The sequence below is a fragment of the Candidatus Sororendozoicomonas aggregata genome (assembly GCF_031528575.1).
Classification (GTDB): Bacteria; Pseudomonadota; Gammaproteobacteria; order Pseudomonadales; family Endozoicomonadaceae; genus Endonucleibacter; species Endonucleibacter aggregata.
Window position 1 is genome coordinate 61,857 of the sequence record NZ_JAVLSP010000001.1, and the last position, 16,532, is coordinate 78,388.

18 protein-coding genes are annotated in these 16,532 nt (G+C 43.5%); 10 read left to right on the plus strand and 8 right to left on the minus strand.

Annotation, left to right across the window (positions count from 1 at the left end):
• The first annotated feature begins 898 nt into the window (after window positions 1-898).
• Window positions 899-1,414, plus strand: coding sequence for a hypothetical protein (locus V4C51_RS00185; RefSeq protein ID WP_330923979.1), 516 nt, complete (start codon window positions 899-901; stop codon window positions 1,412-1,414).
• A gap of 403 nt (window positions 1,415-1,817) precedes the next feature.
• On the plus strand, window positions 1,818-2,327 hold the full coding sequence (locus tag V4C51_RS00190) for a hypothetical protein (protein ID WP_330923981.1): 510 nt from the start codon (window positions 1,818-1,820) through the stop codon (window positions 2,325-2,327).
• A 167-nt stretch (window positions 2,328-2,494) separates the two neighbouring features.
• On the opposite strand, the gene V4C51_RS00195 is transcribed toward V4C51_RS00190, so the two are convergent.
• On the minus strand, window positions 2,495-2,944 hold the full coding sequence (locus V4C51_RS00195; RefSeq protein WP_330923983.1) for a hypothetical protein: 450 nt from the start codon (window positions 2,942-2,944) through the stop codon (window positions 2,495-2,497).
• A gap of 15 nt (window positions 2,945-2,959) precedes the next feature.
• Window positions 2,960-4,579, minus strand: a complete 1,620-nt coding sequence (locus V4C51_RS00200) for a PTS transporter subunit EIIC (protein WP_330923985.1) — start codon at window positions 4,577-4,579, stop codon at window positions 2,960-2,962.
• A gap of 207 nt (window positions 4,580-4,786) precedes the next feature.
• Between V4C51_RS00200 and V4C51_RS00205 the strand changes: the two genes are divergently transcribed.
• Both V4C51_RS00205 and V4C51_RS00210 read left to right on the plus strand, forming a co-directional pair.
• On the plus strand, window positions 4,787-5,866 hold the full coding sequence (locus V4C51_RS00205) for a glycine betaine ABC transporter substrate-binding protein (protein WP_330923987.1): 1,080 nt from the start codon (window positions 4,787-4,789) through the stop codon (window positions 5,864-5,866).
• Window positions 5,867-5,949: 83 nt separating this feature from the next.
• The gene (locus V4C51_RS00210) at window positions 5,950-7,056 is read left to right on the plus strand and encodes a phosphoribosylaminoimidazolesuccinocarboxamide synthase (protein WP_330923989.1); all 1,107 of its coding nucleotides are present in this window, start codon (window positions 5,950-5,952) and stop codon (window positions 7,054-7,056) included.
• Window positions 7,057-7,333: 277 nt separating this feature from the next.
• Here the strand turns inward: V4C51_RS00210 and V4C51_RS00215 are convergent, their stop codons facing one another.
• Window positions 7,334-7,945: an alpha-ketoglutarate-dependent dioxygenase AlkB family protein gene (locus tag V4C51_RS00215; protein ID WP_330923991.1), complete on the minus strand. Its 612-nt coding sequence runs from the start codon at window positions 7,943-7,945 to the stop codon at window positions 7,334-7,336.
• A gap of 179 nt (window positions 7,946-8,124) precedes the next feature.
• Between V4C51_RS00215 and V4C51_RS00220 the strand changes: the two genes are divergently transcribed.
• The 6 genes from V4C51_RS00220 to V4C51_RS00245 all read left to right on the plus strand — a co-directional run bounded on the left by V4C51_RS00220 (window position 8,125) and on the right by V4C51_RS00245 (window position 11,356).
• Window positions 8,125-8,421, plus strand: coding sequence for a hypothetical protein (locus V4C51_RS00220; RefSeq protein ID WP_330923993.1), 297 nt, complete (start codon window positions 8,125-8,127; stop codon window positions 8,419-8,421).
• Between the two features lie 322 nt (window positions 8,422-8,743).
• Window positions 8,744-9,040 (plus strand): hypothetical protein, encoded by a 297-nt coding sequence (locus V4C51_RS00225; RefSeq protein WP_330923995.1) that lies wholly within the window; start codon window positions 8,744-8,746, stop codon window positions 9,038-9,040.
• A 288-nt stretch (window positions 9,041-9,328) separates the two neighbouring features.
• Window positions 9,329-9,619, plus strand: a complete 291-nt coding sequence (locus V4C51_RS00230) for a hypothetical protein (RefSeq protein WP_330923997.1) — start codon at window positions 9,329-9,331, stop codon at window positions 9,617-9,619.
• A 284-nt stretch (window positions 9,620-9,903) separates the two neighbouring features.
• The gene (locus V4C51_RS00235; RefSeq protein WP_330923999.1) at window positions 9,904-10,197 is read left to right on the plus strand and encodes a hypothetical protein; all 294 of its coding nucleotides are present in this window, start codon (window positions 9,904-9,906) and stop codon (window positions 10,195-10,197) included.
• Between the two features lie 284 nt (window positions 10,198-10,481).
• Window positions 10,482-10,772: a hypothetical protein gene (locus V4C51_RS00240; RefSeq protein ID WP_330924001.1), complete on the plus strand. Its 291-nt coding sequence runs from the start codon at window positions 10,482-10,484 to the stop codon at window positions 10,770-10,772.
• Between the two features lie 284 nt (window positions 10,773-11,056).
• Window positions 11,057-11,356, plus strand: a complete 300-nt coding sequence (locus tag V4C51_RS00245) for a hypothetical protein (protein ID WP_330924003.1) — start codon at window positions 11,057-11,059, stop codon at window positions 11,354-11,356.
• A gap of 229 nt (window positions 11,357-11,585) precedes the next feature.
• Here the strand turns inward: V4C51_RS00245 and V4C51_RS00250 are convergent, their stop codons facing one another.
• From V4C51_RS00250 to V4C51_RS00270, 5 genes are all read right to left on the minus strand, one after another.
• Window positions 11,586-12,191 (minus strand): LysE family translocator, encoded by a 606-nt coding sequence (locus V4C51_RS00250; protein ID WP_330924005.1) that lies wholly within the window; start codon window positions 12,189-12,191, stop codon window positions 11,586-11,588.
• A gap of 40 nt (window positions 12,192-12,231) precedes the next feature.
• A complete protein-coding gene (fdxA, locus tag V4C51_RS00255; protein WP_330924007.1) occupies window positions 12,232-12,567 on the minus strand; it encodes a ferredoxin FdxA in 336 nt (111 codons plus the stop codon).
• Window positions 12,568-12,621: 54 nt separating this feature from the next.
• Window positions 12,622-13,737 carry a trans-sulfuration enzyme family protein gene (locus tag V4C51_RS00260; RefSeq protein ID WP_330924009.1) on the minus strand — a complete coding sequence of 372 codons (1,116 nt, stop codon included), beginning with the start codon at window positions 13,735-13,737 and terminating at the stop codon, window positions 12,622-12,624.
• Between the two features lie 68 nt (window positions 13,738-13,805).
• Window positions 13,806-15,218 carry an AmmeMemoRadiSam system radical SAM enzyme gene (amrS, locus tag V4C51_RS00265; protein WP_330924011.1) on the minus strand — a complete coding sequence of 471 codons (1,413 nt, stop codon included), beginning with the start codon at window positions 15,216-15,218 and terminating at the stop codon, window positions 13,806-13,808.
• Window positions 15,219-15,807: 589 nt separating this feature from the next.
• The gene (locus tag V4C51_RS00270; RefSeq protein ID WP_330924013.1) at window positions 15,808-16,488 is read right to left on the minus strand and encodes a hypothetical protein; all 681 of its coding nucleotides are present in this window, start codon (window positions 16,486-16,488) and stop codon (window positions 15,808-15,810) included.
• Window positions 16,489-16,532: the final 44 nt, after the last annotated feature.

The following is a 16,532-nucleotide window of genomic DNA, read 5'->3' on the forward strand; positions in this document are numbered from 1 at the left end:
AAACATCAACCTATTTACCCCATAGCTCTCGCTATATTCAGCCTGAGATATCCTGGCAATGTTCAGCCTGTCGTATATTGCCAAAACCACACCCATAGCGCAAAAACAGCCGCCAGAGCAAGCACCTCAAATGGTTCTTTATGTGAAAAGATCTGGTGTAAAAACTCTAGGAGCCTGTCGGACTTAAGGCAATTTCGGCCTAAAATCCAGAAAGAGCGGCCATATTTTCCGATGAATTTGCTTAAATAGGTCAACTATTCACACGAATCCATCGAAAAATCTGACTCGCTCTACTGAATTTCATGCTCGAAAGCTTAAGCCCGACAGGCTCCTAGTGCTTGATGAGATTGCCTGAATGATAGTGGATTGAGCAATGAAAGACTCACTCCAGGCCCATACCCCGCACACCTTTCATTGAGCTTCACATAACAAGCTTGCATTTTCGTGATTTTATATTAACTTTATGCTTGTTATTTTATGTTTTCATAGCCAGCTCACCTCTGAATGTCAGGTTATTTCTGTTCCCTTTGCTTTCTCTGTCTTTTGTAGAAGTGTTACGGTAGCTCGTACTTCGTCGTCCTGTAAAGGGAATAAGAAAAAATAAAACGTCGTACGGCAACTGGTTTTGAGTCAAAGGCATGATATCACCGCTTGGTTATTATCAACCATTCAAGTACTCAGCATGAATTGCTGTAGTGCGAAGTCTTGTACTGGACGACCTAAAGAGAAAGTTAGCGCTCGCTCACCTCCTGCTCAATGGGTTAGCAGGAGGGGCTGATAGCAAAAATTTTCCCTTGGCAACATCATAGGACGGCAATTTTTTATGCCTCTTTTCTTGATGTTAACAGGGCATTTTTTTAGATGGCTTCTTGATAGTAGTGGATGGTAGGAGTACATCATGAGTATGAAGTCTATATTACGAGTCAGAAAGTTCATGGCGAAAAAGTCGTTTGTATTTTTTACTGGCGTCTTGAGCTTATCCGTTATGGGCAACGCTTATGGCAGAAACTCCCTTATTCTAATTAAAGATACAATCCCCAAGGATCAACCCCATTACTCAAAAAAAGGCTATACACTTGCGGCCAGTGGTCATGGTTCCTGCATGTACGGCGTGTATGCCCCCTCCAGATGCACCGTCACTAAGGGTGACGGCTTTTGTTTTGTACGCCTCCATTATAGTGCCACTATTCTAGGGTGTGGACTCAAGAAAAGCACTCAGAATTTTAACGTGATAAACAATGATACTGGAAAAATCGAAGGCAGGTTTACATGGAAAAAGCCATCAGGATCAGATCCAACAATAGTGATGTTAGAAAATCCTGACGAATTTATGGTGGATATAACGGGTCATCAGGTTGAACCCAATGTATTGAATATCAAGTGCGGCAAAACAACAAAGGTTAATATCCAATGAAGTGTTGATTTGAGAAAGGGGAACGATCAGCTGAAACCCGGTATGGCGCAAGCCCTTTACCTCAAGCACTCTGCAACGTGTTCAGCACGCTCACTCCATGGAAGAGTGAATCAAACCGATGAAAGCTTTGATTGGTCTGCTTGGCACTGGGAAGCTCGCCATGATCTTTTGTGAAAAGCAAAACCGATGGAGATGCTGTTTGTTTTTCAATTTTCCAAGGGGCTGTCTTAACCGTTTGTGTGTAGCGAGGGTCCGCCAGAAAAGGAGAAGAAAAGATCGCTTTTGTAAGGCAACAGTGGCTCTGTTGAACGAAAAAAAGCAATTTTTCAGCCTCCTTTTGTGGTGGTCTTGTGGTGATCGCAGTAGCAACACGACGTTTAAGATGGCCTCTGAGGGTTATATTATGAATTATATCTTGCGAGTCAGAAAATCCATGGCAAACAAATCGTTTGTTTTTTTTACTGGCATCTTGAGCTTGTCCATCATGGGGAACGCTTATAGCAGAAATACCACTCTTTCAATTAGAAACATAATATCTCCAATTGATATGTCATATTCAGCAAAAGGCTACACAATTTCACCCGGTAAAAAAGGTAAATGCATGCTCGGAGTGTATAATCCAAGGGAACACACGGCCCTTTATGGTAAACGCTATGGTCATATAAGGATACATTATAACTCTGCAGGAGAGTGCGCATTCAGGGACAGCTACCAGAAGTTTAACGTGATAAACAATGATACCGGAAAGGTTGTGGGCAAGTTTGCCTGGGAAAAGCGGACAGGGGATAAGGCGTTTATAGATATGTTAGTCAATCCTTACAATTTTATGGTGGATGTAACGGATGAAATGAATAAGCCCGACAAACTGAATCTAAGGTGTGAGAAATTTGATGCAGCGAAAAATGCCGGGTGAAACGTTGATTTGGGCAGAGGAAGTGGGTCGCTGAAAATCAGTATTGCGCGGGCGCCTTACCTCAAGGCGGTCTACAACGTGGTTAGCGCACTCACTTCATGGAAAAACCCCTTGAAGCTTCTTCGCTGACATCAAAAACGCGTAAAACCCCTTATTTATAAGGGGTATCAAGCGACAACTAATTCATGGTAAGGGCGTTTATTGAACACGTAATACTGAACCACTGAATAAAGGGCATAGAGACCAAGGGTCGCGCAGCATAAGGTGATTTTCTTACGTTCTATCTGCATATAGTCTGAAAGAGCGCATTGCCCAAGGGTAAAAGGCGTATCAACGCTTAGCAAGTACTTACCCAGTGTCCTTTTAATTAAACGACAGCATATATAACTATAACCAAGATAAATACCAATAAACGCCAGAAGAGTACATAATGTAAAACCCATCAGAACAGGCAATGCAGCCGGGTCATTGAGGGATAAGATTCCCTCGTTATTGCCAGAAAAGATGTAAGTAACAAGCCGTAAAAATACGGATATAACTATTTGTATAAACATCTTTGCTATCAAAAGATCAATAACAAAAGCACCTGTACGTCGAAACTTGTTACCTGACATCATCTTTTACTGTCCTGCTTATTTACCACGGATTGAATTGATCTGGGCCTTGTAAGTAGCAGCCTGAGCGCCATAAATGGCCTGAATACCCGTGCTACCTACTTTAACCAACCCTTTAGCACCGAGTTCCTGAGTCCAGTAGTCATTATCTTTTACCAGAGCACCCTTTTTCACGGTAATGCGCAGACGGGTAATACAAGCGTCCACGTCCTCAATGTTGTCGCGTCCACCGAGGGCCTCAACAATCTTTTGCGCCAACTCGCTGCCTTGACCGGCACCTGCTTTAGAAGCCAGAAAGTCTTTTTTGCTGACAACTGCTACAGCACTCCCCTTCCGTCCGGGCGTTTTAATATCAAAATGAACGATGTACCAGCGGAACAGGAAATAGTAAAGCGGCGCATAAATGGCACCGACCACTGGAATGAAATACCAGTGATTATTAACACCTGTAACCCCAGGCAGAACACCAAACAGAACAAAGTCAATGAAACCACCACTGAAGGTCATACCAACTTTTACATTCAGAATGTCCATCAACATGAAGGAGAGGCCGGCCAGTGGTACGTGAATAGCATAATAAAGCGCAGGTGACAGGAACAGGAAAGTGAACTCAATCGGCTCGGTAATACCTGTCAGGAAAGCCGTAAGCGCTACGGAGGTCAGCAGGCCACCAGCAACTTTTTTGTTTTCCTTATCTGCAAGGGCGTACATAGCGTACGCGGCAGCAGGCAGACCAAACATCATGAATGGGAACTTACCCGTCATAAAGTTGGTAGCGGTAAATTCAGAGAAGTCTCCATTGGCCAAAGAAGCAAAGAAGATGTTCTGAGTACCGTGGACAACCTGATCACCAAATTGTGCTATGCCACCCACAGATGACTGCCACAGTGGCAGATAAAAAACGTGGTGCAAACCCACTGGAATCAATGAGCGCTCGATAAGACCGAACAACAGGGACGCTATCCAGCCAGAGCCTGAATCACTCAGGCCACCGAGGGCATCACCGATGGCCCCGAAACCCACACCCAGGTAGGGCCAGACAAAGGTTAAGGCGATACCGTAAAACAGTGCGGCGAATGCGGCAACGATCGGTACAAAACGGGCTCCACCAAAGAACCCCAGAACGTCTGGCAGCTTCACCGCATGATAACGATTATGAAGCAAAACAGCCGAAGCGCCAGCGATCAAACCACCAAACACCCCCATACTCAAGGTGTTAGTTATGCCCAGCATATCAGTCAGAACACCGTCATATACCTTCCCATTGATTAAAACAGCTGTTCCTTCAGGGTGAATCATATGAGAAACGACAAGTGTTTTCGCCATTGCTACATTCATAACCAGATAAGAAATCACCGCAGCCAGAGCAGCAGCGCCTTTTTCCGCGCGAGCAAAACCAATGGCAATGGCCATTGCAAAAAGAACCGGCAGGTTAGCGAATACAATATTACCGGCATCCGTCATAATTTGAAGGAAGCCATTAAGAACACTACCGTCGTGCAAAAGGCCAACATGATAAGCTTCAATCATTGTCTCGTTGGTAAAACTTCCGCCGACACCCAACATAATACCGGCCGCCGGAAGCAGGGCAATTGGCAACATAAGCGCCTGGGATAATCTACTGAAAAAACCCTTCATCACTTGTTTCCTACATGTGTTTTAAACATTACATTTTTAACGTAAACGCCTCCCACCCCAGGCGGCATAACATCAACTTATTCAACATCAACTTATTCAACACGGAGGGGTTTACTGACCCTCAGGGCAATAGCTGCGTGGGATTTAACCGGCTTTGGGAGATAGAAACACCTACTATTATTTGCCTGGACGTGGAAAGTTCAGCGGATGACGATTATACGCCTTTTTTTATTCCCGAAAATATGCCATAACTCAATAAAACGACATTTCACAGAGGGATATCTGTTGGGGCACTTACTGCTTGGTCTGTTGCTGTTTATAACACCAGCCTCTGGTCTGGGCTTTTTTAACTGTGAAAATACCATCACTGTTGCTAATTCCAACGACCCTGTTGCCCGGCTGATTGCCCATATTGACCATTATTTTCTTACCCGGGGCTATGATTGTGCCGCGCAACTGGTACCCGGGGATAATACATCGAGCATTCATCGGATGGTAACAAGGGGACAACCTGATATTATCTCCGCCTTGTGGCTTAATGACGCTAAAAAGGTGGTAGAGAAAGGCGTCACCGACCAGCGGCTGCTAACCATTGGCGATGCCGTTTACCCTGGCGGGGAGGAAGGCTTTTGGATGCCTGATTATATGTTCAAGGAATATGGCGTGTCTGCCAGCATCCATAGTATCAAACAACATGTTTCTGTATTTAGCCGTCCCCAAAATTCCGAACGTGGTGTTTTTTACGGCTGTCGTCCAGGCTGGCCGTGTCAGACAACTGTCAAACAACTTTTTAAGGCGCTAGGGTTAGCAGAAGCAAAATACGACTACAGCACGCTGGGTTCCCCGACCACTTTCGACCAGATGCTAGCGGGCCTCTATGAACAAAAACAGCCCTGGTTTGGCTATTATCGCTCCCCATCGGTCATGCTTGCCAACTACCCCATGACCAAAATAGGGTTTAACGCGGGCGTGCTTGAAGAAGAGTTTTTTACCTGTACAGTTGACCCGGCTTGTACCAACCCTAAAATCACCCAGTATCCCCGCTCGCCCATTCAGACAATCACAACCTATGGATTTGCCGTAGAGGCCGGCGACGCTTTTTCATATTTGAAAAACCGTACATTTAGCCATCAGGTACTCAATTCCCTGCTGCATTGGCAACACGCCAACAGCGCCAGTGATAAAGAGGCCACCTTGCACTTTTTAATGAATTATGAAGAAACCTGGCGTCCATGGGTGCCAAGGTTGGTGATTGGGAAGATAAGGCGGTCGCTGTATCCCCGTTAGGAGCCTGACCAGAGATGGCACGCCTGCCAATATCTGTTAAAATTTTTCTCGTTTTTGCCCAATCAATAACAGGACAGGTGGCTATGACTCTCGCCAGTGAGGTATTAGCAATAAACAATGATTTGCCCATTCGGACAAATCAGCCGGTGCACAACGGCAAGGTACGCTCCGTTTACTGGCTGACTGCAGCGGATAGTCATCGGCTGATTGCCGAACGGAGCTACGATGTTCCTGCCGATACCCCTCTGGCGATTATGGTGATCAGTGATCGTATCTCTGCTTTTGACTGTATCTGGCACGGTACAGAGGGCATGATGGGCGTGCCTGGTAAAGGAGCCGCGCTCAATGCCATTGCCAGCCACTGGTTCAAGCTGTTCAAAACCCGAAAGTTGGCGGATAACCATATCCTTGAAATACCTCACCCCCTGGTCTGGATTGTTCAGAAAGCACGCCCCATAAAGATTGAGGCCATCGCCCGCCAGTATATTACAGGCTCCATGTGGCGAGATTACGCCAAGGGGCAGCGAAGCTTTTGCGGCATTCCATTGCCTGACGGACTGGAAAAAAACCAGCAATTGCCTGAGTTACTGATCACGCCTTCCACCAAAGGGGTTTTAACAGGCATTCCCGGTGTGCCTGAAGTCGATGATGTCAATATCACTCGTGAAAATATTGAGCGGAATTACGCCGCCTTCAATTTCAGCACGCCCGGTGATATTGATTTGTATGAGAATCTTCTAAAGGAAGGTTTTACGGTGATTAGCGACGCTCTGGCACAGCTGGATCAGATTTTTGTCGATACCAAATTCGAGTTTGGTTATATCACCGATAAAGCGGGCAGAGAAAAACTTATCTATATGGATGAGGTGGGCACGCCAGACTCCTCGCGTATTTGGGATGGCGCTGAGTACCGCAGGGGGCATATTATTGAAAAATCGAAAGAAGCTTTTCGCCAACGTCTGCTCAACCACGTTCCTGACCCTGATATTTTGTTGAATAAAAGCAAAATGGCAGAACGGGCAGCCCTGGCAAAAAATAATGCCCTGCCAGCACAACTCCTGCTGGAAACCGCTGAGACTTACCTGACCATGGCAGAAAAAATTACAGGCCACCGTCCAACACTGTCTTCTCACCCAAAACAAGCCATTATTGAGACATTAAGACGTCACTATCAACTGATTGACGAATAATATTTGGCGCAGACAAGCTGCCTTACCGCCAATGGCTGGTCATGCTTTTTGTGGCAGTTAGAAAAGATGATTATGTTCTTATGTCAACAGACATCCCAGGAGCCTGTCCGAGAATAGACCGCGCTACTGCGGTTGCGATAAATTGGTCTGAAAATTACTGCTTCTTCGTCAAATAGCCCCGCTATTCTCCTCATAAACAGAAATTTTATCCTCAATTTCTCTTAATCCTCGCTACGGGCGCTATTCTCGGTCAGGCTCCTAAGTTATCACTCACCTCTTAAGACACAATTGTACGAAAGGTAAGGTTCACACGAGGAGAGTGAACCCCTTTACTCAGAGGCAGACAATGCAACCAGTGGTTTTGCGTCACACCTTTCATAACCAGTAAGCTACCATGGGACAATACCTGTGATACTTTCTCTTTTGTTCCTTTGTGCTTAAGCAAAAAGGCTCGCTCTGCTCCTAAACTGAGAGAAGCAATCGCACCATTTTTTTTCAGGTCTTTTTCCCCGTCATTGTGCCAGCCCATCCCCTCATTGCCATTGTGGTATAAGTTCAGCAGGCAAGCGTTATAACTTTCACCACAGACACCTTCGAGCTTTTCTTTTATTGATAACAATGTTTTTGTCCAGGGTAATGCTGTTTTTGTCACGCCTGAATAAGTGTAGGAAAAGGACCCGTCCCCGTACCAGGCAGTCTTGCGCTTTGTGGTAATTTTTTTACCAAAGATCAACACTTCATCATGGTGCCAGGCAATATCCATGAGCAACACCTTTAAAAAATGATCCGCCTCCCCCACAGACATGATGACACCATAGTAGTCAGCGCTGCCATCGTAAGGCAGGATATTGCAGGGCAGCATTGTCTGCTGTTCAAAACGGTGCGCCATCAACCATCACCCCTGTGCCCATTAAAATACACCCAATTCTCAGTTATCGTAGCGACCTTGGCACAATACAAACGAATTATTCCCGATGCCACAGACTGGGCCGTGTTGCTTTCTTAAACAGGACACCTATATTTACCCTATATAGCTTCACCTGTTATCCCTTTATACTGGAGTCTGGCATGAAAAAAACCATCCTTTATTTCAGCCTTCCCGCGTTGATGCTATGGGCAACCGCCAATGTCTACGCAAGTTCATGTATGGATGATTTTAAGGCAATAGCTAACATTGTTCACAAATCTCGTGTCCTGGTTACGGGAAATGGGGTTGAAATTGGTTCGATTATTGGCCCTGTCACCACCGATGGCGATGGATCGTGTAGCGCGCAGGGAAAAACTCGAGGTATTTTATCTGCACCTTATAAGCTGCACTGGCCAAGGGGTAAATGGAAATCACCAATTGTCGCCTATCCGAAGTAGCAGGCAGTTCTCTGACAATACAGACGCGTCCATTTCAACATTAATTTTTGGCGGGGCTATGCCATAAACTTTGTCATAAATTATACCATCAATTGGTTATTGCCTATGGTTTGATTCATCACATGAAACGGTTTAAAACCTCGGCCTTCAGGCCGACGATAACACTGCAACCATTGCCAGGCCTTGGTGCGTGGTGCCCTTGTTTGTTAAGTAGCAGGTCATATGAAATCAACGATTTCTAGCTAACTAAGCAGGCGCTGTGCAATGTACAACGGAAGTAGCATAGGCCCACCAGCTATATAATCGACGTTAGGAGTCTGGTATGAAAAAAACCAGCCTTTATTTTATTCTTCCCGCGCTGATGCTGTGGGTAGCCTCAAATGTCTATGCGGCTTCATGTCAGCATGATTTTAATGAAATAGTTACTATTGTAAAAAGACGTCATTACATCGTTACGAAAAAAAATATTGTCATTGGTTCGGTTTCTGGCCCTGTCGTTGACGGTGGCGATAATGTGTGTGGCGCACCGGCAAAGACTGCAGGTGCTTCTCCTCGTCTTTGTAATATCTTTTGGATGAAAGGTGACTGGAGGTCTCAACTGGTGTCCGCTCCGAGGTAACATGGCAGTTAGTGCTCCGACAATACAGACGCGTCCATTTCAACGTTAATTATTGGCGGAGCTATGCCATAAATTGTGCCATCAGTTGATTGTTACCTGTTGTTTGATTGATCACACGAAACGCTACAAAAGCGCATTTTTTGGGAGAGGTGAAAACGCTTTCTCAGTTATCGTAGCAAGATTGGCGCAATACAAATTAGTTATTCCCAGCGGTGTTGCTTTCTTGAATGTGACGCCTATATTTATTCTGCGTAGCTCCGCCTCTCATCCCTTTATTCGGAGTCTGACATGAAAAAAATCTTCCTTTATTTTAGCTTTCCCTTATTTATGATGTTGGCAACCTCGAATATCTATGCAGCAGCTTCATGTAAGAGAGATCTTGACGAAATGAACTTTAAAATTCAGGCTAAAGGTAGCCTGCGTACGACAAATGGTATTATAATTCATGTGGTTCATGCCCCTGTTATGACCCATGACGATGAATCGTGTGCCGCACATGCAAGTGGCAACCATCTTAATTATGCAATCTTTTGGAAGGCAGGTAGCTGGGAACATACACTTTTCGCCTGTCCTAGATAGCAGGACGGTTCTCTGATAATACAGACGAATCTATTCCAACGTTAATTATTGGCGGAGCTATGCCATAAATTGTGCCATCAGTTGATTGTTACCTGTTGTTTGATTGATCACACGAAACGCTACAAAAGCGCATTTTTTGGGAGAGGTGAAAACGCTTTCTCAGTTATCGTAGCAAGATTGGCGCAATGCAAATTAGTTATTCTCAGCGGTGTTGCTTTCTTGAATGTGACGCCTATATTTACCCTGTGTAGCTCCGCCTCTCATCCCTTTATTCGGAGTCTGACATGAAAAAAGTCTTCCTTTATTTCAGCTTTCCCTTGTTTATGGTGTGGGCAACCTCGAATATCTATGCAGCAGCTTCATGTAAGAGAGATTTTGACGACATAGGCTTTGAAGTTCAGGAAGGTAGCCTGCGTACGACAAATGGTAGTAAAATTGATGCGGTTCAAGGCCCTGTTAAGACCGGTGGCGATGAGTCGTGTGGCGCACATGCAAGTTACAACCATCACCATCTTCATTATGCAATCTTTTGGAAGGCAGGTGACTGGAAACATACACTTGTCGCCTATTTTAGGTAGCAAGGCGGTTCTCTGATAATACAGACGCGTCCATTTCAACGTTAATTATTGGCGGAGCTATGCCATAAATTGTGCCATCAGTTGATTGTTACCTGTTGTTTGATTGATCACACGAAACGCTACAAAAGCGCATTTTTTGGGAGAGGTGAAAACGCTTTCTCAGTTATCGTAGCAAGATTGGCGCAATACAAATTAGTTATTCCCAGCGGTGTTGCTTTCTTGAATGTGACGCCTATATTTATTCTGCGTAGCTCCGCCTCTCATCCCTTTATTCGGAGTCTGACATGAAAAAAGTCTTCCTTTATTTCAGCTTTCCCTTGCTTATGATGTGGGCAACCTCGAATATCTATGCAGCAGCTTCATGTAAGAAAGATTTTGACGAAATGGACTTTAAAGTTCAGGATCAAGGTAGCCTGCGTACGACAAATGGTACTAAAATTGATGCGGTTCATGCCCCTGCTATGGCCGGTAGCGATGGGTCGTGTGCCGCACATGCAAGTCAGAACCATCTTCATTATGAAATCTGTTGGAAGGTAGGTAACTGGGAACATACACTTATCGCCTATTTTAGGTAGCAGGGCGGTTCTCTGATAATACAGACGCGTCCATTTCAACGTTAATTATTGGCGGAGCTATGCCATAAATTGTGCCATCAGTTGATTGTTACCTGTTGTTTGATTGATCACACGAAACGCTACAAAAGCGCATTTTTTGGGAGAGGTGAAAACGCTTTCTCAGTTATCGTAGCAAGATTGGCGCAATACAAATTAGTTATTCCCAGCGGTGTTGCTTTCTTGAATGTGACGCCTATATTTATTCTGCGTAGCTCCGCCTCTCATCCCTTTATTCGGAGTCTGACATGAAAAAAGTCTTCCTTTATTTCAGCTTTCCCTTGCTTATGCTGTGGGCAGCCTTTAATGCCCATGCAAAGGCATCATGTAGCGATGATTTTCGCAGCATGTCTAACGCGATTTGGCGCGAAAGAGTCCTGCTTACGCATAATGGTATATTTATTCATAAGGTTACTGGTCCTGTTACCGCTGGTGGTGATGGGTCGTGCGGCGCGCATGCAAATGGTAACAATTGGTTTTATGACCCTTTTAGAATCTTTTGGACGGCAGGTAACTGGAGAAAGTCTCTCGTCGCCTATAATGGATAGCAGGGCTGCTCTCTGATAATACAGACGCATCTATTCAACCGTTAATTGTTGGCAGAGCTATGCTATCGATCGTGTTATCGGTTGGCCGTTGTCTGTGGTTTGTTTGTTCACAAGAAACAGTTTAAAACTCGGGCCTTCAAGCTGCTAACGATAGCGCTGTAACCATTGCCAGGCAACGGCTTTAAGCGCGCTTGTTGGCCCAACTGAGAGGAGCGCAGTAAAACGGCCTCTATGCTTTGATGGCTAATAGTATACTTGAGATAATTAGCATACTCCCAGCTATGCGACCTGGCATCATTGAATTTGTATTAATATGTCGAATTTTTGATGACAAATAGGCATAACCTAGCAAAGTGCCACTAAGAACGACGGCAATTATTAAGCCTATTGCCACAACATCCGGCAATGCTAATGCTGAAATATTAACGAATACAGGGAGAAAGCCCGCATAGAAAAAAATCACTTTGGGGTTACATAGAGTAATAGCCAATCCTAATGAAATTTCATTCCACCATGAACCTCCCTCCTTAACAACACGACGAGCGCTTGATGGGTGATGCGTGAACATTTTACAACCCAGAAAAAATAGATAGCAAGCGCCTAAATACTTAACATAGTTAAACACATCACCCAACACATTGGTGAGTTGATAAAGTCCAAAAATCGCGAGAATCAAATAGATTGCATCCCCTAAAACAATACCAACAATGACCCCTGTTGAACGATAAAAACCCCTGGACAAAGCAACGGATACTGTGACAAAAACACCTGGCCCTGGGATGATCGCAAGGATAAAAATAGCAAATGCCAAACTAATGATTGTTACCATACTCATCAGTCATATCTTTTCTTTCAGGATTTATGTCATGTGAAGACTAAACTGTATTGTAATCATCGAGGTAATTAAGTTTACCTTGCACGCCATCCCACTTTTCCGCATCGGGCAATGGGGCCTTAACTTCTATTATCCTGGGCCATTTTTTTGAATATGATCCGTTAACTTCCAGCATGTGTAACTGATCATCGGGTAAATTTTCCTCACTGTAGATTGCGTCAATTGGGCAGTCAGGCACACATTGATTGCAATCAATACATTCATCGGGGTTTATTACCAGAAAATTTGGCCCTTCAAAAAAGCATTCTACAGGGCAGTTCTCAACACAGTCAGTATGTTTGCATTTTATGCAATTTTCAGTCACTACGAAAGTCATTACTCTTCACCTGTATTCAGCCCCAAGGTAATAAATCTTGCTATTGGATCATCGTTATTTTATCAATCTATCAGGCAAAGCCTGATTAATATCTTGCTTTATATCTTCAATATCCTCTAATCCAAAACATAAACGCACCAGATTTTTACCAATCCCCATCGCTTTTTTTTCTTTTTCACTCATTGAGGCATGACTGCCAGAATAGGGCTGAGCAATCATCGATATTACGCACGCCATACCCGTTCCTGTTTTAAAGAGTTTTAATGAATCTCGAAACGCCTCATAATAACTGGAAAATGCTTCTGAAAATTCAAAAAACAGTATGCCTGAATACCCTGTTAATTGTTCCCCATCAATTTCTGGAAAATAAACCTTATCTATACTTTCTTTTTCTGATAAAAAATCAACCATTTGCCTGGACGTTTTTTCGTGATGCCGCAAACGCAATGTCAATGTTTGCAAACTACGCCGTAACAACCAGGCTGAAAACGGCGGTAAAATCGCACCACTATAAAAACGGATTTCTTTTAAACGTTCATAAAGATCTTGAGAGTCAGTCAATATAACGCCTCCCATAACATCACTGTGGCCTGAAAAGAATTTTGTCGCGCTGTGCAATGATATATCAGCCCCATGCTTGAGGGGTTGTTGATATAATGGCGTAGCCCATGTGTTATCAACCACAATAAGTGGCTTCTTTTTACGGTTATTAACGTATTCTCTCAAACGCGCAATATTAATTGTCTTAAGAAAGGGGTTTGTCGGTGTTTCAAACAGTATCATCGTCGTGTCAAAGGGAATATCCTTCCAGCTCTCTTTGTTTGATAAATCCTGAACAATCAGTGTTATTTTCCGCCTCTGGCATAAATTGACAAAATACTTATAAGAGCAGCCGTATATCAACTGATTAATGACCAGTGTATCACCCGGCTCAACAAGCTCCATGACGAGGTTAATTGCAGCCATGCCTGTTGTCGTACTGATAGCATAACTGGCTTCCTCCAGGGTCCTGACAACGTGTTCAAACTCAAGGCTATTTGGGTTGTCTTTTCTTGTGTAAAAGTATGGGCTGTCAGAGCTAAAGGCACTTGCCTGAAAGATCGGTGTCACTGAAGGATGAGCGTCAGTGAGGTCAGTCGTCAAACCCAGAGCAGCTGTTAATCTTTTCATTTTGCGACCTTAGTTTCTAAACAGTATTGTTATTGAGACTGTTTAGCCTCAACTATTACCAATAGCACTTATTTTTTTCGAGACTTTATCCCTTTTAAACTGGTATCAAGATCTTCAAGCACTGGAAAGTGCGCTCTATCTAACACAGGATAGAATTTTAACGCTACATCAGCATTCCAACCAAGGTTTATTTGCTGTTCACTATCAGAATCTCTGGAGATGATAATTCTACTTATCCCTTTGCCAAGCATATAGTAAGCATTCTTTCTACTGGAAGAGGACACCTTCAAATAAACTTTTTGGGTGGCGCTGCCAGTAAGCTCAACATGCAACGAGTTCGCTTCTACATTCCAATGAAAAATAGTTTTTCGGATAACGTTAAAGTCATCAGGTTCTTGTAGTTTTTTGATGCCATCAAATGGATATTTAATGGAAGTGGGTGTGCCACAGTTTTCACAACAGTTATCTTTATTGATACCCACTACGCTGGCTTTTAGACCAAAGCGCTCAACAAGCTTATGGCCACATTTCGTACAAAATGTATTAGCAGCATTTTCATCAAATAAATTACCTAAATAGCAGTGCTTGATGCCTTTTTTTTTCGCGAGACGCCTGCCTTGATAAAGTATCTCTGGAGAAGTTCTTGCCACTTCAGTGTATTTATAGGCTGGATGAAAGGCAACAAAGTGTAAAGGTATGTCTGGCCCAAGATTTTCATAGACCCAATCAATTGTTTTCCCGATATCCACCCTATTGTCATTTCTATCAGTGATAACCAGTTGACTTATTTCTAAATGGCGACCAGAAGCATGGACTTGTTTTATTCTCTCAAGCACAGGCCCCAGTTCAGCTTTCGTGAATTTTCGGTAGAAATCCTCACTCATTGACTTTAATGAAATACTGAATATATCTATACACTCAATGAGTTCTTTTACGGGTTCCTGTTCAATATAAAATGCTGATTTATAGAGCGTTTTAATACCCTGTTTTTTAGCCAGGATAGAAGTATCGACAACAAACTCATGCCAGACAACAGGATCATTATAAGTCCAGGATATAATACCTATGCCGCTATCAATACATGATTTAACAATATCTTCAGGCGTGTAATATTTTACAACGGATGGATTTAAATGCTTCACTTGTGAAGTTTCCCAGTTCTGGCAAAAATCACAGGACATCATACACCCCACATTACCTAAACTAAGAATTCTGGCCCCTGGCGCATAATGATTAACAGCCTCAGTTTCAATTAACTCTTCTGTGGCAGCAACTGACTTCCCGTAATTGAACGTATATAACTTGCCGTCAACAGTACCACGGACTCTATTAAAACCGAACTGCCCATTTCTAGGACGGCAATGGCGTGGACATAAACGACATTCTACCTGATTCTCTTTGTAGGGTACCCAGTGCCTGGCAATAACCCCGGATTTTCTCCAATGCTGATCTTCAGTAGATACGATAATTGCTTGTTTCATGGGTAGCTAGCTCCTTTTGGACAACTTTCCGGGATTCGCCGACATATATCACACTCACTGTCAACGCCTTATGTGGGGCATCAGGAAAAGACCCTTCTGGAAACAATCCAAAAGTATAGCCGTCACCTTTCAAACGACCTGCTACGTTGAGTTAAACAACTCTTTATTATTAATGAACCATCTTCTACCCATAATATGAAAGAGCATGGTAATTATGATAGTTATGCTATTTCATCACTATTTTCTCAGCCTTCTACCGCGGCTTTAACTGAGACTGGATTTTAACAATTTTCAGGGCTACCTTAATCATTTTTTATACCTCAAATTGAATGTTCACAAAATCTCTCAGCGCTAAAAGTATTGATAATAGTCTCTGTAAAAACACTCGCACCGTAAATAAGTACAAACACCGATTTACACACTTCATAAACACTGGCTTGACTCCATGACGGATGTTTTTTTAACGGACTCAATAAAACACCTGTCAACTCTTCAATACAGTGGTTCTTATTTTGAATTGATTAGGAGGCTCCCTTTCAGAAAAACGGGTAGGTATTCATGCAAAAGCACTTATTGCTTGAATCCAGCACTACTCTAAAGAAGATCTCTCAAATTCAAACCTCCTGACATCACATAAAGTCTCATAACCAAAATAGCTATTCGCAAGCGCGGCATACTTTAAGCGCTTAAATGCATCCATTAAATCAGCATCATCTCTGTTAGCTAAATACTCACCCAATGTTGGGAAAAATAAATATATGACACCTGGTCTTCCAGGGGGCTTATAGTTTCCAAAGAGTCGGGGAGGATAGAACAATGATTTTATTGTGAATATATGCCCACACTCAGACTCACCAGATGCATAAAATCTTAAAAACTTTATTAAAGAACTCTCGGGTAAACAAGCCCACATATTGTTTGGTGTATTAAGACCCATTATGCTGTAAAGTGCCAGTGTTTGCAGTGGATCTGGTCCGAAAGATTCAACGCAACCCCTAGTACAGCCGAAATGCGCCTTGTTTAATGAAGGCAGTGTTATTGAAATATTATGGGGCTCATTATCTGGGTGTAGCATTTTGGGAATTCTGGCAGCGACAAACGCCATTCTGTCTTTGGCAAGATCACTTGGAAAGTCTTTGCGCCAGGCAGCGAGCCAACTCATTGTCGCTAACGTTTCAAGTGCCTGAAGATTTTTTGGGTGTGGATAATTACCTGGTACCAGTGCCAGACCCGGTATGTATTCAGCACCAAAAGAAGCTGTCTTTCTCATAGCGTTCTCTCAGAAGCAGTCTTAAAAGTCTGCCCGTAGCGAGG